The organism is Marinobacter sp. CA1 (assembly GCF_020546665.1).
Lineage (GTDB): Bacteria > Pseudomonadota > Gammaproteobacteria > Pseudomonadales > Oleiphilaceae > Marinobacter > Marinobacter xestospongiae.
In genome coordinates, this window is sequence record NZ_CP071785.1 from 354468 (window position 1) to 375775 (window position 21308).

At 62.7% G+C, this 21308-nt stretch carries 20 protein-coding genes; 12 read left to right on the forward strand and 8 right to left on the reverse strand.

Annotated features, from left to right (window positions below; genetic code table 11):
* Positions 1 to 116 precede the first annotated feature (116 nt).
* The 3 genes from J2887_RS01605 (at position 117) to J2887_RS01615 (ending at position 3531) form a co-directional block, all read left to right on the forward strand.
* The gene (locus tag J2887_RS01605; RefSeq protein ID WP_228752856.1) at positions 117 to 2564 is read left to right on the forward strand and encodes an acyl-CoA dehydrogenase; all 2448 of its coding nucleotides are present in this window, start codon (positions 117 to 119) and stop codon (positions 2562 to 2564) included.
* 134 nt (positions 2565 to 2698) lie between these two features.
* Positions 2699 to 3079 (forward strand): fluoride efflux transporter CrcB, encoded by a 381-nt coding sequence (gene crcB, locus J2887_RS01610; RefSeq protein WP_227173698.1) that lies wholly within the window; start codon positions 2699 to 2701, stop codon positions 3077 to 3079.
* A 245-nt stretch (positions 3080 to 3324) separates the two neighbouring features.
* Positions 3325 to 3531 (forward strand): cold-shock protein, encoded by a 207-nt coding sequence (locus tag J2887_RS01615; protein ID WP_227173699.1) that lies wholly within the window; start codon positions 3325 to 3327, stop codon positions 3529 to 3531.
* Positions 3532 to 3633: 102 nt separating this feature from the next.
* Here the strand turns inward: J2887_RS01615 and J2887_RS01620 are convergent, their stop codons facing one another.
* On the reverse strand, positions 3634 to 4434 hold the full coding sequence (locus J2887_RS01620; protein ID WP_227173701.1) for a dienelactone hydrolase family protein: 801 nt from the start codon (positions 4432 to 4434) through the stop codon (positions 3634 to 3636).
* A gap of 87 nt (positions 4435 to 4521) precedes the next feature.
* On the opposite strand from J2887_RS01620, the gene J2887_RS01625 reads away from it, so the two are divergent.
* The 4 genes from J2887_RS01625 (at position 4522) to J2887_RS01640 (ending at position 8968) form a co-directional block, all read left to right on the forward strand.
* On the forward strand, positions 4522 to 6324 hold the full coding sequence (locus tag J2887_RS01625; RefSeq protein WP_227173702.1) for a BMP family ABC transporter substrate-binding protein: 1803 nt from the start codon (positions 4522 to 4524) through the stop codon (positions 6322 to 6324).
* 220 nt (positions 6325 to 6544) lie between these two features.
* Complete coding sequence (ald, locus tag J2887_RS01630; protein WP_227173704.1) at positions 6545 to 7678, forward strand: alanine dehydrogenase; 1134 nt, start codon at positions 6545 to 6547, stop codon at positions 7676 to 7678.
* Positions 7679 to 7687: 9 nt separating this feature from the next.
* Entirely contained in the window at positions 7688 to 8260 is a 573-nt protein-coding gene (locus J2887_RS01635) for a glutathione S-transferase family protein (protein WP_227173706.1), read from the forward strand.
* A 96-nt stretch (positions 8261 to 8356) separates the two neighbouring features.
* Positions 8357 to 8968, forward strand: a complete 612-nt coding sequence (locus tag J2887_RS01640) for a Yip1 family protein (RefSeq protein ID WP_227173708.1) — start codon at positions 8357 to 8359, stop codon at positions 8966 to 8968.
* A gap of 24 nt (positions 8969 to 8992) precedes the next feature.
* On the opposite strand, the gene J2887_RS01645 is transcribed toward J2887_RS01640, so the two are convergent.
* Positions 8993 to 9625 (reverse strand): TetR/AcrR family transcriptional regulator, encoded by a 633-nt coding sequence (locus J2887_RS01645; protein WP_227173710.1) that lies wholly within the window; start codon positions 9623 to 9625, stop codon positions 8993 to 8995.
* Positions 9626 to 9727: 102 nt separating this feature from the next.
* Between J2887_RS01645 and J2887_RS01650 the strand changes: the two genes are divergently transcribed.
* From J2887_RS01650 to J2887_RS01665, 4 genes are all read left to right on the forward strand, one after another.
* Complete coding sequence (locus J2887_RS01650; RefSeq protein WP_227173712.1) at positions 9728 to 10654, forward strand: ferritin-like domain-containing protein; 927 nt, start codon at positions 9728 to 9730, stop codon at positions 10652 to 10654.
* Between the two features lie 84 nt (positions 10655 to 10738).
* Positions 10739 to 12241 (forward strand): flavin-containing monooxygenase, encoded by a 1503-nt coding sequence (locus J2887_RS01655; protein ID WP_227173714.1) that lies wholly within the window; start codon positions 10739 to 10741, stop codon positions 12239 to 12241.
* 191 nt (positions 12242 to 12432) lie between these two features.
* Positions 12433 to 13368, forward strand: a complete 936-nt coding sequence (pbpG, locus tag J2887_RS01660) for a D-alanyl-D-alanine endopeptidase (RefSeq protein ID WP_227173716.1) — start codon at positions 12433 to 12435, stop codon at positions 13366 to 13368.
* Between the two features lie 27 nt (positions 13369 to 13395).
* Positions 13396 to 13881: an asparaginase domain-containing protein gene (locus J2887_RS01665; protein WP_227173718.1), complete on the forward strand. Its 486-nt coding sequence runs from the start codon at positions 13396 to 13398 to the stop codon at positions 13879 to 13881.
* A 24-nt stretch (positions 13882 to 13905) separates the two neighbouring features.
* Here the strand turns inward: J2887_RS01665 and J2887_RS01670 are convergent, their stop codons facing one another.
* From J2887_RS01670 to J2887_RS01680, 3 genes are read right to left on the reverse strand one after another with little or no spacing between them, the layout of a single operon-like run.
* Entirely contained in the window at positions 13906 to 14625 is a 720-nt protein-coding gene (locus J2887_RS01670) for a pseudouridine synthase (RefSeq protein ID WP_227173720.1), read from the reverse strand.
* 2 nt (positions 14626 to 14627) lie between these two features.
* Entirely contained in the window at positions 14628 to 15659 is a 1032-nt protein-coding gene (locus J2887_RS01675; protein WP_227173721.1) for a metal-dependent hydrolase, read from the reverse strand.
* Positions 15647 to 16828 carry a lytic murein transglycosylase gene (locus J2887_RS01680; protein WP_416381906.1) on the reverse strand — a complete coding sequence of 394 codons (1182 nt, stop codon included), beginning with the start codon at positions 16826 to 16828 and terminating at the stop codon, positions 15647 to 15649. The genes J2887_RS01675 and J2887_RS01680 overlap by 13 nt, the downstream gene beginning before the upstream one ends.
* A gap of 486 nt (positions 16829 to 17314) precedes the next feature.
* Between J2887_RS01680 and J2887_RS01685 the strand changes: the two genes are divergently transcribed.
* Positions 17315 to 18205, forward strand: coding sequence for a response regulator (locus J2887_RS01685; protein WP_227173723.1), 891 nt, complete (start codon positions 17315 to 17317; stop codon positions 18203 to 18205).
* Here J2887_RS01685 and phoR read toward each other — a convergent pair.
* From phoR to ubiA, 3 genes are all read right to left on the reverse strand, one after another.
* Positions 18202 to 19536, reverse strand: a complete 1335-nt coding sequence (gene phoR / locus J2887_RS01690) for a phosphate regulon sensor histidine kinase PhoR (protein WP_227173725.1) — start codon at positions 19534 to 19536, stop codon at positions 18202 to 18204. The two genes, J2887_RS01685 and phoR, sit on opposite strands and share 4 nt — an antisense overlap.
* Before the next feature lie 33 nt (positions 19537 to 19569).
* The gene (gene phoB / locus J2887_RS01695) at positions 19570 to 20262 is read right to left on the reverse strand and encodes a phosphate regulon transcriptional regulator PhoB (RefSeq protein WP_227173727.1); all 693 of its coding nucleotides are present in this window, start codon (positions 20260 to 20262) and stop codon (positions 19570 to 19572) included.
* Positions 20263 to 20401: 139 nt separating this feature from the next.
* A complete protein-coding gene (ubiA, locus tag J2887_RS01700) occupies positions 20402 to 21283 on the reverse strand; it encodes a 4-hydroxybenzoate octaprenyltransferase (protein ID WP_227173729.1) in 882 nt (293 codons plus the stop codon).
* Positions 21284 to 21308 lie beyond the last annotated feature (25 nt).

Sequence of the window (21308 nt, forward strand, 5' to 3'; positions counted from 1 at the left end):
CGGTGCGTACAATGCTGCTGAGAGAGTAGACGGATCAACCCATTTCAACCCTGGAGTCGCGGAGACGATCCCGGCGGGAGCGCTCCCGGACTCCGTAAGGATGATGAGTAGCTATGATGACGTTTATCCTGTTGCTGATAGCCATCGCCGGCCTGCTGGTGGTGATGCGCAAGGAAGCCGGAGCCAAACCGGCACTGACGGTGCTGGTCTCGGTGGCGGTGGTATCGCTGCTGTTCGCCTCCGGCACCCTGGCGCTGATACTGTTTGTGGCTGCGGGCCTGGTGGCCGCGGCCGGTCTGCCCGGGTTCCGCCAGAGCTGGCTGACCCCCCGTGTTTTCGCCATGTTCAAAAAAGTGGCGCCGAAAGTCTCTGACACCGAACGTACGGCCCTGGAGGCGGGTACGGTTGGCTGGGATGGCGAACTGTTCAGTGGTCGCCCGGACTGGCATAACCTGTTGATCAATCGCAACACCGGCCTGACCGAAGAGGAACAGGCCTTTGTCGATAACCAGTGCGTGGAGGCAATCTCCCAATGCAACGCCTGGGATGTCGCGGTGGAGCGTGCAGACCTGCCCCCGGAAGTGTGGGAATTCCTCAAGAAAGAGAAATTCTTCGGAATGATCATCCCCAAGGCCTACGGCGGTCTGGAATTCTCCGCCAAGGCCCAGTCTGCGGTGCTGCAGAAGCTGGCTTCCAATGAGTCCCTGATGGTTACCGTTGGCGTGCCTAACTCTCTTGGTCCGGGCGAACTGCTGCTCAAATACGGCACGGACGAGCAGAAGAACCACTATCTGCCAAGGCTGGCAGACGGCCGGGAAATTCCCTGCTTCGGTTTGACCGGCCCTCGCGCGGGCTCCGATGCCACCTCCATTCCCGACACCGGGGTGGTGTGCAAAGGCACCTATGAGGGCAAGGAAGTTCTCGGGCTGCGGCTCAACTTCGAGAAGCGCTGGATCACCCTGGCACCGGTTGCCACCGTGGTGGGGCTGGCGTTCCGGATGTTCGACCCGGACGGCCTGCTGGGTGAGACCAAGGATTACGGCATTACCTGCGCGCTGATTCCGCGGGGGACCGAGGGCATGGATATCGGCCGTCGCCACTGCCCGATCGGCAGCCCGTTCCTCAACGGCCCGATCAAGGGCAAGGACGTGTTCATCCCGCTCGACTTCATCATCGGTGGCCAGGAAATGGCCGGTCAGGGCTGGCGCATGCTGGTGGAATGCCTGTCGGTGGGCCGCTGCATCACCCTGCCGTCCGGTGCGGCCGGGGCTTCGGCGTACGCTGTGGGTACCGCCGGTGGCTTCACCCGGGTCCGTCGCCAGTTCAATACCCCGGTGGCGGATATGGAAGGGGTGCAGGAGCCGCTGGCGCGCATCGCCGCCCATACCTACATCGCCAAGGCGGCGGTCAACCAGACCGCCAACATGGTGGACAACGGTGAGAAACCCGCCGTGCCCTCCGCCATCCTCAAATACCACCTGACCGAGTTCCAGCGCAGCGTGCTGACCGACGCCATGGACGTTCACGGTGGTAAAACCGTGACCCTGGGGCCGCGGAACTACCTGGGCATCGGCTATTCCGGTGCGGCGGTGTCGATCACCGTGGAAGGCGCCAACATCATGACCCGCAGCCTGATGATCTTCGGCCAGGGCGCGATACGCTGCCATCCCTACGTGCTCAAGGAACTGGCGGCGAAGGACAACGATGACATCAACGCCTTCGATGATGCTTTCTTCAGCCACGCCGGGCTGATCATGGGCAACGCCGCCCGTGCATTCACCCAGGCTCTGGGGCTGGGCCGTGCCGAGGTGCCGTTCGATAACGCCTCCCGTCGCTACGCCCAGGGTGTGGCTCGCTTCAGCGCGGCCTTTGGCCTGTGTTCCGATGCGGCCATGACCACCCTGGGGTCAGAGCTGAAAATGCGTGAGCTGATTTCCGCCCGTCTGGGGGACATGCTGTCCAACCTGTACCTGGCATCGATGGTGCTCAAGCACTGGTACGAAACCCAGCCGGTGGAAGGTGAGAAGGAAGTGATGCAGTACAGCCTGGAGCTGCTGCTCAACCGCACCGAGACCGCCCTGGAAGAGTTTCTCCAGAATCTGCCGAACCGCGCCGTTGCGGTGGCCTTGCGGGCGGTTACCCTGCCGCTGGGCCGGCGCTGGGATCGTCCCCACGATGACCGGGCGCGGGCGCTGGCGCGGGCCATCTCCACCGATACCCCGGTTCGCGGCAAGCTGTTGGCCGGGGTTTGGACCACCGCGGGTAACGACGCGGTGGACAACCCGGTTGCCCGCTACAACGACCTGCTGAAGGATTACAGCAAGGCCGAAGGGCTGTACCGCAAAGTCACCAAGGCCTACGCCAAGGGTGAGCTGCCGATGGATGCGCTGCATCCGGAGGAGCGTGTCGAAGCGGCGCTGAAGGCTGAGCTGATCAGCACCGAGGAAGCCGAGTTCATGCGCGCGTACGAAGCCAATGTGCTGGATCTGCTGTCGGTGGACGACTTCCCCTTTGACGCATTTGCCCAGCGCAAGGAATCGGTGATCGAGCACAACGCCGCCTGACTCGGCGGCCCTTGCCGATCGACCTGACAGGACCCGCCGTTGGGGCTGTAAGGCAGCGGCACGCCGAGCCGGCGTGACGGCCTGCCCGAGGTCCCGGCGGCGGGTTCTTTGTTCTATCAGCAGGAGAATTTGCCATGTGGTTGTCTTGCCTGGCCGTCAGCCTGGGGGCCGTGATTGGCGCCAACCTTAGATGGCTGTTGGGGTTGTGGCTGAACAGCAGCTACCACGCCATTCCCGTCGGTACCCTGGTGGCCAACCTGGCGGGTGGGTGGCTGATCGGTGTGCTGATCAGCTACTTCAGCCACGACAATGCCCTGGCGCCGGAGTGGCGATTGTTTGCCATCACCGGTCTGTGTGGTGCCCTGACCACCTTCTCCACGTTCTCTCTGGAAATGTTCGCCGCCATTCAGGATGGCAAGTGGCTGATGGCGGTGGCCGGTAGTCTGGCGCACCTTCTGGGGTCCCTGCTGATGGTGGCTCTGGGGGTCTACAGTGCCGGTCTGCTGCGGGCGTAATGGGCTACTTTCAGGCTGGGATAAGCGTCGGTATTGGTGTGAAAAAATCAGCTTGGCAAGAATAAAAACAAGGAGTAGAGTGCAACGGGTAGGAAAGATTTGAAAAGCATGTCATGAATAAGACGTATTCGGCCGAAGTGAGTTGTGCATCGTCCTGTTTTTGATCCGCGAGTCCAGTTTTTCCGTTACCAGGCGTCACCCCATGTGACGACAGAAATATGATTGATTTCAGGAAGTGTTAAGATATGTCTACAACCACCGGCACCGTTAAGTTCTTCAACGAAACCAAAGGTTTCGGCTTCATCACCCGCGAAGATGGCCCGGACGTTTTCGTTCACTACAGCGCCATTCAGGGCTCCGGCTTCAAGACCCTGGCCGAAGGCCAGCAGGTCGAGTTCACCGTAACTCAGGGCCAGAAAGGTCCTCAGGCGGAGAACGTTGTAGCTCTGTAATCGCAGAGATACGGCAGAAAAAGGCAGCTTCGGCTGCCTTTTTTCGTTTTTGCGCCCCGGGCCGTGATTCGGTCGATCAGCAACGTAACCCCCGATGGGCCACTAGCGTTCAAACAGTTGCCGGTAGAACGCCAGGGTACCGTCCCAGGTCCGCTGGGCGGCGTCTTCATCGTAGCCCAGCGGCAGGTCAAAACGTTCACCGACCTGATCGGCGGCAGGGTTGCTGAACGAATGCTGGACGCCGGGGAAGCTGGTGATGGTCAGATCCACGCCCGCCGTCTGCATCTCCTCCACCAGAGCGGCCACCTGGCTGGCCGGCACCAACTGGTCCGCACCACCGGTGTACACCTGGACCCGAGCCTTCACCTTGCCGGGTTGTGCCGGCACAGTGCTGGTCAGCGCGCCGTGGATACTGACCACGCCGGTCAGCTCCACCCCCTGTCGAGCCATATCCAGCACCACCGACCCACCAAAACAGTAGCCCTGGGCGGCAATCTGGTCCGAAGCTACCGTGTGGTGATTTTTCAGCACCGCCATTGCCGCCAGAAAACGCTGCCGCAGTCGCTCCGGGTCGGCTTTGGCGGCCTTGGCAAACGCCATGGCGTCTTCGGGGTGTTCGGCCAGCTTGCCATCGCCATACATGTCGAGGGCAAACGCGGTGTAGCCCTCTGCTGCCAGTCGCTCGGCCTGCTGGCGGGCAAACTCGTTATGTCCCCACCACTCGTGGACCACCAGTACGCCGGGGCGGGGCTGGTCGGAACTGTCATCGAACGCCAGGTACCCTGAGAAGGTTTCATCGTCGATCCGGTAATCGACCGTCTCGGTATGAAGCGCCGCCAGGGCGGGTTGACCGAGCCACAGTAGCGAGGCGGCTGCCAGGGCTGGAAGAGGGTACAATTGCATGTCCGGGACTCCTGTCTTGATGGGAAGGGAAGAGGCGGCGCCAAGTGGCCGCAGGCTCTCAAACTATAGTTGTTGTGAAGGGACTCTGTGACAGATGTTGGTAACAGCGGTGGTTCGTTGGTGATGAAGTGGACGCAGTTACGGGGTGTCCGCCGTCTGATCTGGCTGGTGGTCTGGGTCTTCACCGGGGTCACGGTGTGTTCGTTGGCAGCGGCTGGCACGCCGCCGTTCCGGCCGGCGATTCTGTTTAACGGCGAGGTGCTCGACGATCAGGGCTTCAATGCCCAGATGGTGCGGGGCATCCGGCGGTTTGAAGATCGCTACGGTGTGGCGGTGACGCCCTTTACCGAAGTGGAGCCGGTGGCTCATCGGCAGCGGCTGCGGCAGCTTGCTGAGGCCGGCTATACCCCGATCCTGGTGCCGAGCAGCAGCACTGCGGAGTCGGTGCGCCGGGTCGCAGCCGATTTTCCTGATACCGTATTTATCACGCTGGATTACACCCTGGACCGCCCCAACGTCCGCTCGGTGGCCTTTCGCGAGGCGGAAGTGGCTTTCCTGGCCGGTGTGGCCGCGGCTCGTCGCAGCGACAGCGGGCATCTGGGCTTCCTGGGTGGCGTTGCCAACGAAGCGCTGGAGGAGTTTCGCCGAGGTTTCGAGGCCGGTGCACGAACTGTTCGGGACGATGTGCAGGTAACCGTCCGCTACCTGGCGGAGGTGACTCCGCGACCGTGGAGCGATCACGCAGCAGCCCGTCGGTTGGTGGCGGCCATGGTGGCCAACGGGGCCGATGTGGTGTTCCCGGTGGCCGGTGACAGCAGCCTGGGGGCGTTAGCCGAGGCGGACCGCCTGGGAGTGTTGGCCATCGGCGTGGACAGCGACCAGAATCCGCTGTTTCCCGACAGTGTCCTCACCTCCGCAACGAAACGGCTGGACCAGGCTGTATATGTCTCCCTAATCAACGAGCGCTATCGGCTTTGGTTGACCCACCAGAAGAACCTGGGGCTGGCCCAGGGCGGTATTGCTCTGGTACTGGATGGCGGCAGTCAGCGCCTGCTGGGGGAGACTCTGGTGGCCGAGTTGCAGGATTATCAGCGGGAAATTGTGCTGGGTGCGCGGAACCCGCTGACCGGTGAGCGTGACGATGTTTTGTGGCAGGCGATGGCCTCCACCCGCGGCCGGCCGGCGGAAATGACGGTGGCGTTGCCCGCCGAAGCCTTTTTCCCGTTGTTGCTGGGTAATGGTCCCGCCCTGCATCAGCCTCGTCCCGGCTTGCTGGTGGATGCTCTGGAACTGCTGGCAGAGCGCGCGGGAGTCACCATTCACTATCGCCGTCAGCCCCGAAAACGGGCGCTGATGAGTCTGCAGGAGGGGCGGGTGGACGGCGTGATCAGTTCCACCGCGCTGGACGATGTCCGCAGCCAGGGGCACCTGCCCGGTGGCACCGAGCGACTGGACAGTGCCCGTGCGGTACTGAGCTGGCGCTGGGGGCTCTATCGACTGAAGACCGACGATGAGGATCGCCCCTGGCCCCGGTCGGCGGTGGTGCCGACCGCGTCCTCGGTCGGACAGCGGCTGCGCCGCCACGGCGTCCGGGTGTATGAGAACCCGAGCCTGGAGGGACGCTTTGAGATGCTGCTGCGCGGTCGGGTGCAGGCGGTAGCAGCGGACCGGCTGTATGCGGAACATCTGCTGGCGGTCAACCCGCGCTTTCGTGAACGGATCGAGCCGATACCGGCGGCCCTCGGTCGCGGGTACTCCTATCTGGTGTTTTCCGACGACTTTTATCAGCGTTATCCGGAGTTCTGCGAACTGTTGTGGAATCAGTTGTCTGAAATTCAGCAGTCTGCTGAACTGTGGGACAGGGTACCCGAGTATCTCGGCAGTCTCTGATCCACCGGGGATCACCTCAGTGTGAGGTCCGGGTGAGCCAGCGACGCCTCTGAAGCGTGGCAATCTGTGAACGGGGGTGAGTCGGCCCGGTCCGCTCGGGTAGCCATTGGCAGGCCGGCGCCGGTGAGCCGGTGGCCGGTCCAGTGGAGTAACCAGCAACGGAGGACAGTGCGCACCGGGGAGCCCGCTTTGGCGGCTGACCAGGTGGCGTACCGGCATCATGATTATCGGCGTACCCAAGGAAATCAAGAATCACGAGTATCGTGTCGGCATGACACCGTCGGCGGTTCGGGAACTGGTCGGCCATGGCCACCGGGTGGTGGTGGAAACCCAGGCCGGAGCCGGCATCGGCTTCAGCGACGACGACTACGCCCGCGTGGGCGCCAGCATTGCCGGTACGGCGGCGGAGGTGTTCGGGCAGGGGCAACTGATCGTCAAGGTGAAGGAACCCCAGGCCGGCGAACGGGCTATGCTGACCCCCGATCATACCCTGTTTACCTACCTGCATCTGGCTCCGGATCGTGCCCAGACCGACGACCTGATCGCCTCCGGCGCCACCTGTATCGCCTATGAGACGGTGACCGACGATCACGGCCACCTGCCGCTGCTGGCGCCAATGTCAGAGGTTGCCGGGCGAATGTCGGTGCAGGCCGGCGCCCACTGCCTGGAGAAATCCCTCGGCGGCCGCGGTGTGTTACTGGGAGGCGTTCCCGGCGTCAGTCCGGCACGGGTGACGGTGATTGGCGGCGGCGTGGTCGGCCAAAATGCACTGGCCATGGCGGTAGGGCTGGGCGCGGATGTGACAGTGCTGGATCGCAACATGGAGGTGTTGCGGAGCCTGGATCGTCAGTATGGCAATCGCATCCGCACGCTGTTCTCCACCGCCGACGCCCTGGAACAGGCGGTAACCGAAGCGGATCTGGTGATTGGCGCGGTGCTGATTCCCGGCGCCTCGGCGCCCAAGCTGGTCACCCGGGATATGCTCCGGGGGATGCCGGATGGCAGTGTGCTGGTGGATGTGGCGATTGATCAGGGCGGCTGTGTCGAGACATCCCGGGCCACCACCCACGACAATCCCACCTTTGTGGAAGAAGGGGTGGTGCACTACTGTGTGGCCAACATGCCCGGGGCTGTGGCGCGCACATCCACCCTGGCATTGAACAACGTCACGCTGCCGTATATCGTCGCTCTGGCGGACCAGGGCACGGCACAGGCGCTGCTTAACGACGCTCACCTGCGCCGGGGGCTGAATGTCTGCCGTGGCCAGGTCGGTTACCGGGAAGTGGCGGAAGCCCACGGCTACGATGCGGTCGATCCCGACACTCTGGTATCCCAACTGGCCAACAACCCCTAAGGACCTGTCATGAAACTGATTGGCTCAACCACCTCGCCCTACGTGCGACGAATCCGCCTGCTGCTGACCGACGAACCCCATGAGTTCGCCAACCTGGACATCTATGGCGGCGATCGGGACGAACTGCGTAAGCACAATCCGGCGTTGAAGATACCGATGCTGATCGACGATCACCAGACCCTGTTCGATTCCCGCGTCATCGCCCGTTACCTGAGCGCCCGTCAGGGCCTGGACCCGCTGACCTGGGACCAGGAAAACCTGCTGACGCTGATCGACGCCGCCAACGATTCCTTCGTGACCCTGCTGTTGTCCAAACGCTCGGGGCTGGATGTCGACCAGGACGCGATGTTCTACAACCTGCAGTGGGAGCGAGTGGCCAAGACCCTCAGCGCCCTGGCGGAGCGGGTTCAGGACGGTGAGTTTGACCACTGGCATTACCCGGCGATGTGTCTGTACTGCCTGGTGGACTGGCTGGAATTCCGCGATTTCCTTCAGGGCGAAGGCGTGGACGTACTGCTGGCGTTCCGCGATCGAAACCGGGATCAACCAGGGGTTGAGGCCACCGACCCCCGGCTGTCGTGATGGCGCACCGGTAAACTGGAGCTTTGGCCGTTTCTGATCTAGTTTCAAAGTGAGGCGTATAAAAAATGCGCAACACAACAATAGAGGGAAACGGCTATGCTTCTAGGTCACGCGTTTGGTCTGTTTACCCACCCTGATGATGAGTGGGCATCCATCCGAAAAGAACACGAAACCCCGACCCGGGTCTATGTCGCCTATGTGGTGCTGCTGGCGGCGATTGGTCCGGTATGCGCCTATGTTTCTACCGCCATGTTTGGCTGGACCATCGGCAATGACCGTCTGATCAAGCTCACCGAGATCAGCGCGCTGCAGCTCAGCGTCCTGACCTATCTGGCCATGCTGGTGGGGGTCTTTGCGCTGGGCTACGCCATTAACTGGATGGCGCGGACCTATGGCGCACGGGAAGAGCACAATGCCTCCAACGGCATCGCCCTGGCGGCTTACTCCTGCACCCCCCTGTTTCTCGCCGGTTTTGCTCTGCTGTACCCGGTGCCCTGGTTCAACGCCGTGGTGTTCCTGGTGGCGGCCTGCTACGGCGCCTGGTTGATGTACGATGGCCTGCCGATTGTCATGCAGATTCCGAAGGAACGGGCGGTGATGTACGGTGGCGCCCTGCTGACGGTTGCCCTGGTGATTCTGGTAACCACCCGGGTGGGCTCGGTGCTGTTGTGGAACCTCGGCTTCGGTCCGGTGTTCATCTCCGGCTGACGATCACTCTCGCATCTACCCGCCCTATTGCCCGTCGCTGGCGGAGGCCTCCGCCAGCGCCATTTCCTGCTCCGTGTAGTGACCCACCATGGTAGCCAGGCCCTCCACCAGTTCGTCAAAGCTGATGGGCGGTGCCGGGTCCGACAGATGCCGCACCACCGCAAAGATACCGCCGTTGATCATGATGTAGCTCATGGTGGGAATGTTGCGGATCTTCAGGGTTTCCGGGTGGTGCATCAGGTATTGGGTCACCAGTTCTGAAAGCGCTTTCTGCAGCGGCTCCATGTGTTCTTCGAAGCCCAGCGTCATGGCGTGACGGGCGCATTTGAGGTAACGCTCGTCGTCTTCCTGCAGGAAATCCCGGAAATGCTGCAGCAGTTCCCGCACCGCATCCTTCATCGGTTTCCGAACAAGGGTCGGAATGAGGGGGTGGATCAGGGCAATGGTGTCGGCCACGAAGCGTTCCCCCATCACCTGGAAGATCTGCTCCTTGTTGTCGAAGTACTCGTACAGCGACCCCACACCAACCCCAGCAATATCAGCAATCTGGCGAGTTGTGGTGGCGGCGGGGCCGTGCTCTGCCATGGCGATGAAGCTGGCTTCAATGATGGCGTTGACGGTGGCTTTGGCGCGTTGTTGACGGGGTTTTCTGGCCATGATTTTCCGAATTGAATCCGAACAAGCATTCGCTTTACTGTGGACGAAAGTAATCGGGGATGCAACGCCCGCCTGCCCACAGATCGGCTGTACGGAGTACCCATGGCCAAGATTGATCTCGACAAAATGCTTGCCAAGGTGAAGGCGACCCAATGGTCCCTCGCCGACATCGACTGGGACGCCCCGGGGGCGGACCGGATCACCGACGAACAGTGGCCAAGGCTGAAGGAATTCATGGCCGATCTGATGTGGATCGAGCACGTCGGCGCCCGGGCTTTCGCCGCCATGTCGAAGAAAGCACCCACCGATACCCTGAGAGAGCTGTACAGCTACTTCCACGCCGAGGAGCAGCGCCACGCCAATGCCGAAATGGCGCTGATGAAGCGCTGGGGTATGCTCGACGGCGACGAGCTACCCGAGTCCAATATCAACCTGCGTCTGGTCATCGAGTGGCTGGATCGCTACAGCGATGAGATGCCGGTGTACGTGCTGGGGACCGTGGTGCCGATGCTGGAAATTGCTCTTGATGGCGCCCTGTGCAAGTTCCTGCTGGATACCGTGGATGATCCGGTGTGTCACCAGGCCTTCGAAAAGATCAATGACGATGAGTCCCGCCATCTCGGGGTGGGCTTCACGGTCATGGAAATGCAGGGCCATGGCGCCACCTACACCAGAATGGTGACCATGGCGGCACGGCTGATGGACCCCCGGCTGATCCTGGGTATTGCTTCCTACTTCCCCCTGCTCAACAAGATGCGGGACAACGTGGTGGCGATGGGGCTGTCAGAGGAGAAGCTGTACGAGTGCATGGGCAAGTTCGAGAAGATCGGTGGTCGCACGGAAGACGGTCGCCGCAACCCCTGGTTCCAGATCATCAAGCTCCACAGTCGCTGGGTGGTCAACCGTGACAACCGTCTCTACCACACGCCGGTGGATGCCATCGTCAAGGTCACCAGCTACATCCCCCGCCGCGCGCTGCCGGCGGTCCCCAGCTGGGTGCGGGAGCTGACCTACCGACCCACCGCCTGAGCTGCGGTATCACCGATGACCCCGGGGCGTTTCGGGCGCCCCGGGATGGCCATCGTTCCGTTTCCGGTTCTGTGAGAGTTTGATATGAGCAATCCTTCCCGCCCCAAAACGCCCGGACGCCGCAAGCGTCATCCCTCCGCCACGGTGTTGATCGTCGGTGCCGGCTTCGCCGGCCTGGGCACCGCCATCCGCCTGCAGCAGGCCGGTATCCGCGATATCGTGATCCTGGAGCGGGCTGCCGATGTTGGCGGTACCTGGCGTGACAATCAGTACCCCGGTGCGGCCTGCGACATTCCGTCCAACCTGTATTCATACTCGTTCGACCAGAACCCGGACTGGAGCCGCAGCTTCTCCGGCAGTACCGAGATTTTCGAGTACATCAAGGCGATGGTGGAGCGTTTCGACCTGGCGCAGTATATCCGCTTCAACCAGAACGTCACCGACCTGGCCTACGATGATCAGCATGGCCTGTGGCGGGCCAGCACCGAGTCCGGCGAACAGTTCAGCGCTCGCGCGGCGGTGATGGCCCATGGCCCGCTGTCCAACCCCAGCTACCCGGACATCGCCGGCATTGATCGCTATCAGGGCCATAAGATCCACAGCGCCGCCTGGGATCACGACTACGATTTCCGCGGCAAGAAAGTGGGGGTGATCGGAACCGGAGCCAGCGCCATCCAGATCATTCCCGAGCTGGTCAAGGACGCGCAAAAGCTGACGGTGTTCCAGCGCACGCCGGCCTGGGTGATGCCCAGACCGGACTTCGAAACACCGCAGTGGCAGAAACAGTTGTTCCGCCGGCTGCCGGCCAGCCAATCGGCGTTACGGAAGGGGCTGTACCTCGCACATGAATCCATGGCGCTGGCGGTGATCTGGGACTCACCGGTCACCCGGCTGGCGGAGCGTCTGGGGCGTTGGCACCTGCGTCACCAGGTTCGCGACCGCTGGCTGCGGCGCCAGTTGACGCCGGATTACCGGATTGGCTGCAAGCGTATCCTGGTGTCCAACGACTACTACCCGGCGCTGCAGCAGCCCAACTGCAAGCTGATCACCTGGCCCATTGCCCGGCTTTGTGAGAACGGCATCCGCACTGTGGAGGGCATTGAGCACCAGTTCGACTGCATCGTCTTCGCCACCGGATTCGATGTCAGTCATTCCGGCACCCCTTTCCCGGTGCGGGGCAGTGGCGGCCGGTTGCTGTCAGAGGATTGGCAGCGGGGTGCCCAGGCCTACAAGAGCGTCAACGTGGCAGGTTACCCCAACCTGTTTTTGACCTTCGGTCCCAACTCCGGCCCCGGCCACAACTCGGTGCTGGTGTACATGGAATCGCAGATCGACTACATCGTGCGGGGGGTGAAAACCATCCTTAACTGCAACCTCAAGTCCCTGGCGGTGCGGGACAGTGCCCAGCAGGCCTACAACGACGGTATCCAGAAACGGCTGGCCCGCACCAACTGGAATTCCGGCTGCAAGAGCTGGTACCTCACCGAAGATGGCTTCAACGCCACCATGTATCCCGGGTTTGCCTCGCAGTACGCTCGCCAGATGAAAGAGCTGGACCTGCGGGACTACGTGCTGACCCCACCCTGAGCGGCGATGACGGGTTGATGAAGGCGTGATGGCAGGGTGGTGAAAGGGATGTTGAAGGACGTTCAGGCCGCCGCCGGCCAATAGGGCCCGGCGGCGTTCGCTGGTATAGTAGGCGGATCGTGTCCGCAGTTTCGGCTTGCGGATTGCACCGGCCCTGTGCCCAATCGCCTGACCAGAGAGCTCCGTTCCACATGTTCCGTCGTTCGTTTTGCCGTCTTCTTGCCATCACCCAGGTGCTGTTGCTGTTGAGTCTTGCCGGGGGCGCTCAGGCCGGAGCAACCGGTGAGGCGTCAACTACGCCGAAGCTGGCTTCCGTCAGCGCCGCAGTGGCCTACCTGGATGACGGCGAGCTGCTGGTGAACAAGCACGCTGAGCGTTCGGTACCCATCGCCTCCATCACCAAGCTGATGACCGCCCTGGTGGTTCTGGATTCCGGCGAGCCGCTGGACGAGTGGCTCGAATTCTACCCACGGCACCAGGCCGCCAGTGCCAATGCCTACACCCGCATCCGCGTCGGTTCAACCCTGCGTCGGGGCGACATGCTGCGCATTGCGCTGATGTCGTCGGAAAACTTTGCGGCCTATACCCTGGCACGTCATCACCCGGGAGGCTTCGATGCCTTTGTGGCGGCGATGAACGACAAGGCCCGGGCGCTGGGCATGAGCCACACCCGCTTCGTTGATCCCACTGGCCTGTCTACCGACAACCGTGCCTCCGCCGGCGATCTGGTCCGCCTGGCGAGGGCCGCCGCGGCCGATGAGCGCCTGCGGCAGTACTCCACGACTGTGACCTTTGAAGGCCGTTTCCGTCAGCCCCGTTATCGTCTGCTGTTCGGCAATACCAACGTGTTGGTCAACCGGGGTAACTGGTCGGTGGCGTTGAGCAAAACCGGCTACCTGGACGAAGCCGGCCGGTGTCTGGTGATGGTGTCGGAGATGCAGGGACGTGAAGTGATCACCGTGTTGCTGGATTCCTTTGGTACCCGGTCACCGCTGGGGGATGCCGGCCGTATCCGGCGCTGGCTCGCCACCGGGGAATCCGGTCAGGTGGCCGGAGCCGCCCGGGACTATGAACAACGCCGCAATGCCCATTACGCCGCTGCGGCCCAGGACCGTAAGGTGCACTAACCGAGGGTGGATTAAGGACGTACCCGTATGATTCAGATCTTCACCACTGGCGGCACCATCGACAAGCACTACTTCGATGCCAACAGCGAGTTTGAGGTGGTCGACAGCCTGCTGCCGACCCTGCTGCAGGAAGCCAACATCAGTGACGGTTATGAGTTGACCGGGCTGATGCGCAAGGACAGCCTGGAAATGGACGACCAGGACCGGGCCATCATTCGCGATGCGGTGCAGGCCTGTAAGGCCGAGCGGGTGTTGATCACCCACGGCACCGACACCATGCCCCAGACCGCGGACGCCCTTGCCGGTATCGATGGTAAGACCATCGTGCTGACCGGGGCCATGCAGCCGGCGCGTATGCGCCACAGCGATGCGGTGTTCAACCTGGGGTTTGCCTGGGCCGCGTTGAAACTGCTGCCCGCCGGTGTGTACCTGGCGATGAACGGCGAGGTTTTTGCCGCCGGCCAGGTCCGCAAGAACCTGGCCCAGCAACGGTTTGAGTCCACGTCATCCTGAGCCGCTGACCGACCGGGAACCGCTTCAGGCCGGTTCGCTATCGCCACCTTTCAGAAAGCCGTCAATCTCGCTGTCTGTCAGCGCCCGAAACTCACCTGGCGCCAGCTCAGGGTCCAGCACCAGATCGCCGATGCGGGTCCGGTGCAGGGCCACCACCCGATTCCCCACCGCCGCAAGCATCCGTTTGACCTGATGATAGCGACCCTCCCGCAGGGTCAGGTCCAGACAGTGAGTGTCCACCGCTTCCGCCTCGGCGGGCGCTGTGGGAGTGGGGTCGTTGCGAAGCCGCAGACCTTCGCGCAACTGGGCCAGCGCGCTGGCGGTCAGTGGCTCGGCCAGGGTGACCCGGTAGGTTTTCGGGCATCGGTGGCGAGGGGCGGTGATGCGGTGGGACCACTGGCCATCGGTGGTCAGCAGCAACAGGCCGGTGGTGTCCTGATCGAGGCGGCCGACGGGGTGCAGGTCTCGTTGCCACTGCGCGGGCAGCAGGCTCAGCACGCTGGGGTGGCGGTCCTCACCGACCGTGGCGCTGACCACTCCGGCCGGTTTGTGCAGCATCAGGTAACGTGCCGTGGGGGCGTTCAGCTCACGGTCATCCAGGGTAACCGTGTCGTCGGCAGCGACGGCGTGGGCGGCCTGGCGACAGGGGGAGCCGGCCACCTGCACCCGGCCCTGGCCGATGGCACGCTTGGCGTCCTTGCGGGACAGTCCGGTGGCCTTGGCGATATATCCATCCAGTCGCATGATCAGCTACAGCTTTCGGCGTCCGGTTGTGCCTGCAGGGTGGCCAGGCACAGCACCGGCTGCTCGCCTGTCAGCCGCTGCCACAGAGTGCCCAGCAGCCGGCGGTCCGGGGTTGGGGTTTCGTGGCGGCTGGAGCGGGCGGGCTGCCATTGGCCGTCCTGACGTTTGGCCAGCACGAAGGTGAACGGGTGGGCGCCGGGTACGCCGAGCCGGACGTCGGTTGCGGCCAACTGACCTTCAATGATGGTGTAGTCGAGAAAGCTCCGGGTGAACCAGGCCAGGCGTTGACCTTCCGGTAACCGCTGCGCGGCGGCCGCCAGCTCTGGCCGGGTGGGAAAGGTCTCCACATGCAGTGGCGCATCGCCATCGAGCAGGCCGGTCACCATCTCCAGGCGGCGATCGCCGTCCATCACCGTGACCCGCCACAACAGTGTGGTCAGGGGCATGGGCTGTACCAGCCGGGGAGCGTCCGCGGCACCCAGCTCTGCCAGTGTCGGGGTGACCCGCTCGTTGATCAGTTGCTGGGCCATCAATGACCAGCCCAGATAGCCGGTGGACAGTATCAGGCCGGTCACCAGTGCCCGGGGCTGGGCCGGCCGCCACAGGAACAGGGCAATGGCGGCGAGCAGTGGCAAGGTGTAGAGCGGATCAATAATGAACACGCTGTTTAGGGCCACCGGGTCGCCCAGTGGCCACCAAAGCTGGGTGCCGTAGGTGGTAAAGGCATCCAGCATCGGGTGTGTCATCAGGGTGGCGCCGCAGAACAGCCACCAGTGGCGATAGCTCATCACCGGTCGCCACCGCTGTAACGCCCAGGCCAGCAAGGCGCTGAACGGCAGCAGCACCAGCAGCGAATGGCTGAAGCCCCGGTGCAGGGTGAAGTCCGCCACCGCGCTGCCGTAGTCGATCAATACATCCAGGTCTGGCAGGGTGCCGAGCAGGGCACCGCCCAGCAGGGCCTTACGGCCCAGCACCCGGCCGGCAATGGCTCCGCCGAGAGCGGCGCCCAGCGCCGCCTGGGTTATTGAGTCCATCCGTCCAGCTCCAGGGCCTGGAACAGGCGTTGGTCCGGGTAGCCGTCCGCAGTCAGGCCGTTACGGGCCTGAAACTGGCGAATGGCCCGGCGCGTCGCCGGTCCCAGGATGCCGTCGGCTGAGCCGGCGCTGAAGCCCTGCCGGTTCAGGCTCTGCTGCAGGGTCTTGATGATGTCGCGGGACAGCGCCGGGGTATCGGTCGGGGGCGGATTGTGCAGGCCGCCGGCGCCGGCAATACGGTCTGCCAGGTGCCCGACGGAGATGGCGTAGTATTCCGAGCGGTTCCAGCCCATGATCACCCGGAAGTTCTTGTAGACCAGGAACGCCGGACCGCGATGGCCGGCCGGCACGATCAGTTTTGCCTGCAGCTCGAGGTCGTCCAGGGGCTGGCCGAAGGCGTCGGTGATTCCCAGCTCACGCCACTGCGCCAGGGACCGCTGGCCATGACCGGCCAGGCTGTAGTCAAAGCCCTCTGGCAACTGTACTTCCCGTCCCCAGCGGTAGTCCGGGTCCCAGCCCATGGACTGCAGGAACTGACCGGCGGACATCATGGCATCGGGCAGGCTGTTCCAGAGATCGCGGCGGCCATCGCCGTCGGCGTCGACGGCGTGCTTTAGGAACACCGTGGGCATGAACTGAACGTGCCCCATCGCCCCGGCCCAGGAACCTTCCATCTGTTCGGCGGCAATGGCGCCTTCATCAATGATCTGCAAGGCGGCAATCAACTGGGCGGTGAAGAAGCTGCTGCGGCGCGGATCGCACGCCAGGGTTGCCAGGGCGCTGGGTACCGACATGCGACCGAAATAGCTGCCGAAGTTGGTCTCCAGTCCCCAGAACGCCAGCAGGTAGGCTGGTGGAACACCGGTTTCCCGGGTTACCCGTTGCAACAGTTCCTGATGCTCTTCCAGCAGCAGACGGCCCTGTTCAATGCGTCGGGGATTGACCCGTCGGTTCAGGTAATCCGCGAAGGTGGTGGTGAACTCCGGCTGGCGCCGGTCCAGCTCGATCACCCGATCCAGGTGCTCCACGCTTGCCAGCACGTCGTCGGCCACCGGCCGTGACACGCCCGCTGCAATGGCCTTGTCTTTCAGCCCGGCGACGCAGGCATCGAAGGCCTCGTTTGATGTATCGCTGGCGGGAGTGGCCAGGGCGCTGGAACTGGCAAACAGGGCCAGCAGTCCAAACTGGCGCAGTCGATGAAAGCTGGGGAACCTGCCTTGGAACCGGAAATTCTGGGTAACCACGTCTGACCTCAAAACGCTGTGGGGGAGTCGCCGGCGAGTTGCCGACCTGTGTTGTTACTGTCATCCAATGTCCATGTTATCGCGTTTCGGCGATTGTTGAACGTGTCGCTTGAGCGCTCAGGGTGACAATTCCTTAAGGCGCCCGGACTCGCTGCGCCGGGTGGTAAGCCTCTGCATGAGTTTGTAGCGATGTAGTAACCGGATCGCCTGCGCTTGAATGGTTTGTTCTATAGTTACCGTGTGCGGACTGTTGCCGCGCACAGACAGTTACCGTGTACGGACGGCTACTGTGTTCAGACCGTTACCCATACCGATAACGAACGACAGGTTTGCTCGACGAAAGTTCTCTCGACAAAAGTTCTCTCGACAAAAGTTCTCTCGACAAAAGTTCTCTCGATAAAGGTTCTCTCTATGGCAGTGTTGAAGGCGTTGGTGGTGGATGATGCCAGCTTCGTGCGCGATCTGGTGAAACGGACGGTTCGCCAGCGATTTCCGGTGATGGAGCTGACCGAGGCAGCCAATGGCAAACGTGCCCAGTCACTGATGTCGAGGACGACCTTCGACCTGATACTGTGCGACTGGGAAATGCCGGAGATGACCGGTCTGGAGCTGTTGCAGTGGATGCGGGAGCAGCCGCAGTACCAGAAAGTGCCATTCATCATGATCACCAGTCGTGGCGACAAGGACCATGTCATTGAAGCGGTCAAGCAGGGGGTGTCTGAATACCTGGGCAAGCCGTTCAGTCCGGAGGGCCTGAGCAAGAAGATCATCAAGGTGATGGGCAAGCGCCTGAAGGAAGCCATGTCGCGCAGTGGCAAATCGATGGCCAGCCCGGCGGACGCGTTCAAGGAGTCGGCCTCGCTGCTGACCCAGAAGCGGGAGCCCGCCGAGTCGCCCAAATCCCCCGCCGTCCCGGCGGACAATCCGTTGCTGCGGGGTGCTGCGTCCAGCCAGCCACCGGCGAGCAAGGCGCGTCCGACCAAGGCGCCGCTGAGCGTGGCCTCGGTGCGCTTCGCCGAGAGTACGCTGCGGTCGGTGGTCAAGGATATTACCCTCAACGAAGTGCGGGTCATTGCCAAACGCGACCAGGACTTTCCTGGCATTCTCGACCAGGCCGTGGTGGACATTGAAGTAGCGGAAGGCCAGATGGCCCGGCTCAACGGTTATGTCCATCAGTTACAGGCAGTGGACAAGCGACAGGACACCGACTTCGTCAGTGTGGTGGTGCGGTTTGTGGACGAGGACCCCCAGAAGCTGGAGGACCTGTCCCGTTTCATTGCCCGCTTCCGTGCCGGCGGTTAGTGGTTCGCCAGGTCCGTGTTGGCCCGTTCTGGCGGCACTTCTACCAGTCGTTCACGGGGGAAGTGGCAGATGAAGGTGCTGCCCTCGCCGATCCGGCTCTGGATCTCCAGATTGCCATCGTGGTTGAGCAGCACGTGCTTGACGATGGCCAGGCCCAGGCCGGTGCCACCGGTTTCCTTGTGGCGGCTCGGGTCGGCGCGGTAGAAGCGTTCGGTCAGGCGCGGAATGTGAATCGGGTCGATGCCGATACCGGTGTCCTTCACCGCCAGGTGAGCGCCCTGACGATCGGTGTACCAGCGCACGTCAATCCGCCCGCCAGCCGGGGTGTACTTCACGGCATTGAAAATCAGGTTCGAGAAGGCGCTGCGAATTTGGCTCTCGTCGCCCCGTAACAACCGCCGCTCGCCCACCTCCACGGTGATCTCGTGCTGCTGCTCTCCGCTCAGGGCCTGGGCGTCATGGCACACCTGACTGATCAGCGCCTGAACGTCGGTGGTGCTGTCGGAGATGGTGTTCTCGCCGGTTTCAATCTTTGACAACAGGATCAGATCGGTGATCAGCGCCTCCATGCGGGAAGCCTGCTGATCCATGGTGTTGATGGCCCGGCGCCACTTCGGCGGCAGGTCGTCGGCGTTGTCCACCAGGGTTTCCAGATAGCCGCTGATGACAGTCAGTGGAGTGCGCATCTCGTGGGACACGTTGCCGACGAAGTCCCGCCGCATCTGTTCCAGCTGGAACAGCCGGGTGACATCCTTGGCCACGATCAGGCGGTCGTCGTCACCGAACAGACTGATCTGTACCTGCAGGTGAATATGGGGCTTGGAGGGCGATCGCATGTCCAGCGGTTCGCGATAGTCGCGGGCGTCGAAGTAGGACTTGAACGCCGGTGTACGGATCAGGTTGTGGATATGCTGGCCCCGGTCCGACTGGCGCTGGAATCCCAGCAGGTGCTCTGCTGAGCCGTTCCACCATTCCAGAATACCGCGGGAGTCGGTCATGATCACGCCGTCCCGCATGGCGTTGGTGGATTCCTGAATACGGTTGATCTGCGCCACCAGCCGATCCCTGGTGAGCAGGTGATGCTGGTGCATTTTGTGGAGGCCGTCGAAGATGTCTCCCCACATGCCCAGACTTTCTGGTGCGCCGTCGGCGGTGGTGGGGTTGGCCAGCCAGTGGTAGAGCTTGCGGGCCTGCACCAGAGTCCAGATCAGGTAGATGATCAGGCCGGTCAGCAGGCCCAGCACCGGCTGTCCGAAGAACAGGCCGATGCCAGTGGTCGCAATAAGAAAGCCGACGATCAGTCGCAGATAGCGTGACCAGTTGTGTTGCATGGGCTGTCCATCGTATGGCGGCGAGGAAATGACCTACGCGGCCCGGGTGGAGAAACGGTAGCCGGTACCCCGTACAGTCTGGATCAGGTGATCGTACTTTTCCCCGAGGGCCTTGCGCAACCGGCGGATATGGACGTCCACCGTACGTTCCTCAACGTAGACATTGCCGCCCCAGACCTGGTCCAACAGTTGGGAGCGGGTGTACACGCGCTCCTGGTGTGTCATGAAGAACTGTAGCAGTCGGTACTCGGTGGGGCCCATATTGAGGGCGCCCTCAGCGGTGGTGACCCGGTGGCCGACCGGGTCCAGAGTCAGGCCGTCCACTTCAATCGGGCTTTCCACACCCGGTGGGGTGGCGCGTCGCAGCACTGCCTTCAGGCGGGCGACCAGCTCCCGCGGGGAGAAGGGCTTGGTGATGTAGTCGTCGGCGCCGACTTCCAGGCCCTGGATCTTGTTGTCCTCCTCAACCTTGGCGGTCAGCATGATGATGGGGATTTCCGCCGTGGCCTCTTCTTTCTTCAGCCGGCGGGCCAGTTCGACGCCGCTGGTGCCGGGCAGCATCCAGTCCAGGAGGACCAGGTCCGGCTGTTTGTCGATGATCAGGGCATGCGCTTGGCGGGCATCCTCTGCCTCCAGGTAGTTGTAGTCTGCCATCTCGAGGGCAACGGCGATCATTTCGCGGATCGGCGCCTCATCGTCAACGATCAGGACAGTTTTTCCAGACATGAGCAATAACCTGTATCAGACGGGGTTCGGAAGCGGTGTGGGAGCGGGTCACAATCTCCCGTGATAGCTTCTTTGTTGCTGCCTCATTACAACCGCCTACTGTTACAGGTATATGACAGTTGCCGTTGCAACCGGTTCGTCACAGGCGATCGATGAACAGCCCCAGGAACACCACCATCCCGGCCCAGTTGTTGTTGAGGAAGGCTTTGAAGCAGCCGTCACGCTCCCGGTTGCGGGCCAGGTGCTGTTGATAGAGAAACAGGCACGCCATGGCCACCAGTCCCAGGTAGAACGCCAATCCCAGTTTGGCCTGGAGCCCCACCACCGCCAGTACCAGTACCACCATCGCCTGCAGGCCGCCAATAATGGCCCGGTCGGCGTCACCAAACAGAATGGCGGTGGATTTCACCCCGATCTTGAGGTCGTCGTCCCGGTCCACCATGGCGTAGAGGGTGTCATAGGCGACCGTCCACAGCACATTGGCGGTGAACAGCAGCCAGGCCAGGCGGCTGATGTCACCGGACTCCGCCGCCCAGGCCATGGGAATGGCCCAGGAGAACGCCGCCCCCAGGAACAGCTGGGGCAGGTGGGTGTAGCGTTTCATGAACGGGTAGATGAACGCCAGCAGCAGGCCGCCGAAGGACAGGTAGAGCGTTAGCGCGTTGGTGAACAGTACCACCAGCAGAAACGCCACCAGCGACAGGCCGGCAAACAGCCCCACCGCTTCGACGGGTTTGACTCGGCCGGAGGCCAACGGGCGATCCTTGGTGCGTTTAACGTGGCCGTCGACCTTGCGGTCGGCAAAGTCGTTGATGGCACAGCCGGCTGCGCGCATCAGGAACACCCCGAGGGTGAACACCACCAGGTTGCCGAGGGCGGGAATGCCGTCCGCTGCCAGCCACAGGGCCCAGTAGGTGGGCCAGAGCAGCAGTACGCTGCCGATGGGACGGTCGAGTCGAAGCAGGTGGGCATAGTCCCTGGCGCGGGTCTGCATCGCCGGTGAGACCAGTTCGGAAGCCATATCAGCCGGTTCCTGTTGAGCTGTC

What these genes read in the sequence shown, in the direction of transcription:
- J2887_RS01605 (WP_228752856.1), top strand. Translation starts at nt 117, where the DNA reads ATGACGTTTATCCTGTTGCTGATAGCCATCGCCGGCCTGCTGGTGGTG.
- crcB (WP_227173698.1), top strand. Translation starts at nt 2,699, where the DNA reads ATGTGGTTGTCTTGCCTGGCCGTCAGCCTGGGGGCCGTGATTGGCGCC.
- J2887_RS01615 (WP_227173699.1), top strand. Translation starts at nt 3,325, where the DNA reads ATGTCTACAACCACCGGCACCGTTAAGTTCTTCAACGAAACCAAAGGT.
- J2887_RS01620 (WP_227173701.1), bottom strand. Translation starts at nt 4,434, where the DNA reads ATGCAATTGTACCCTCTTCCAGCCCTGGCAGCCGCCTCGCTACTGTGG.
- ald (WP_227173704.1), top strand. Translation starts at nt 6,545, where the DNA reads ATGATTATCGGCGTACCCAAGGAAATCAAGAATCACGAGTATCGTGTC.
- J2887_RS01635 (WP_227173706.1), top strand. Translation starts at nt 7,688, where the DNA reads ATGAAACTGATTGGCTCAACCACCTCGCCCTACGTGCGACGAATCCGC.
- J2887_RS01640 (WP_227173708.1), top strand. Translation starts at nt 8,357, where the DNA reads ATGCTTCTAGGTCACGCGTTTGGTCTGTTTACCCACCCTGATGATGAG.
- J2887_RS01645 (WP_227173710.1), bottom strand. Translation starts at nt 9,625, where the DNA reads ATGGCCAGAAAACCCCGTCAACAACGCGCCAAAGCCACCGTCAACGCC.
- J2887_RS01650 (WP_227173712.1), top strand. Translation starts at nt 9,728, where the DNA reads ATGGCCAAGATTGATCTCGACAAAATGCTTGCCAAGGTGAAGGCGACC.
- J2887_RS01655 (WP_227173714.1), top strand. Translation starts at nt 10,739, where the DNA reads ATGAGCAATCCTTCCCGCCCCAAAACGCCCGGACGCCGCAAGCGTCAT.
- pbpG (WP_227173716.1), top strand. Translation starts at nt 12,433, where the DNA reads ATGTTCCGTCGTTCGTTTTGCCGTCTTCTTGCCATCACCCAGGTGCTG.
- J2887_RS01665 (WP_227173718.1), top strand. Translation starts at nt 13,396, where the DNA reads ATGATTCAGATCTTCACCACTGGCGGCACCATCGACAAGCACTACTTC.
- J2887_RS01670 (WP_227173720.1), bottom strand. Translation starts at nt 14,625, where the DNA reads ATGCGACTGGATGGATATATCGCCAAGGCCACCGGACTGTCCCGCAAG.
- J2887_RS01675 (WP_227173721.1), bottom strand. Translation starts at nt 15,659, where the DNA reads ATGGACTCAATAACCCAGGCGGCGCTGGGCGCCGCTCTCGGCGGAGCC.
- J2887_RS01685 (WP_227173723.1), top strand. Translation starts at nt 17,315, where the DNA reads ATGGCAGTGTTGAAGGCGTTGGTGGTGGATGATGCCAGCTTCGTGCGC.
- phoR (WP_227173725.1), bottom strand. Translation starts at nt 19,536, where the DNA reads ATGCAACACAACTGGTCACGCTATCTGCGACTGATCGTCGGCTTTCTT.
- phoB (WP_227173727.1), bottom strand. Translation starts at nt 20,262, where the DNA reads ATGTCTGGAAAAACTGTCCTGATCGTTGACGATGAGGCGCCGATCCGC.
- ubiA (WP_227173729.1), bottom strand. Translation starts at nt 21,283, where the DNA reads ATGGCTTCCGAACTGGTCTCACCGGCGATGCAGACCCGCGCCAGGGAC.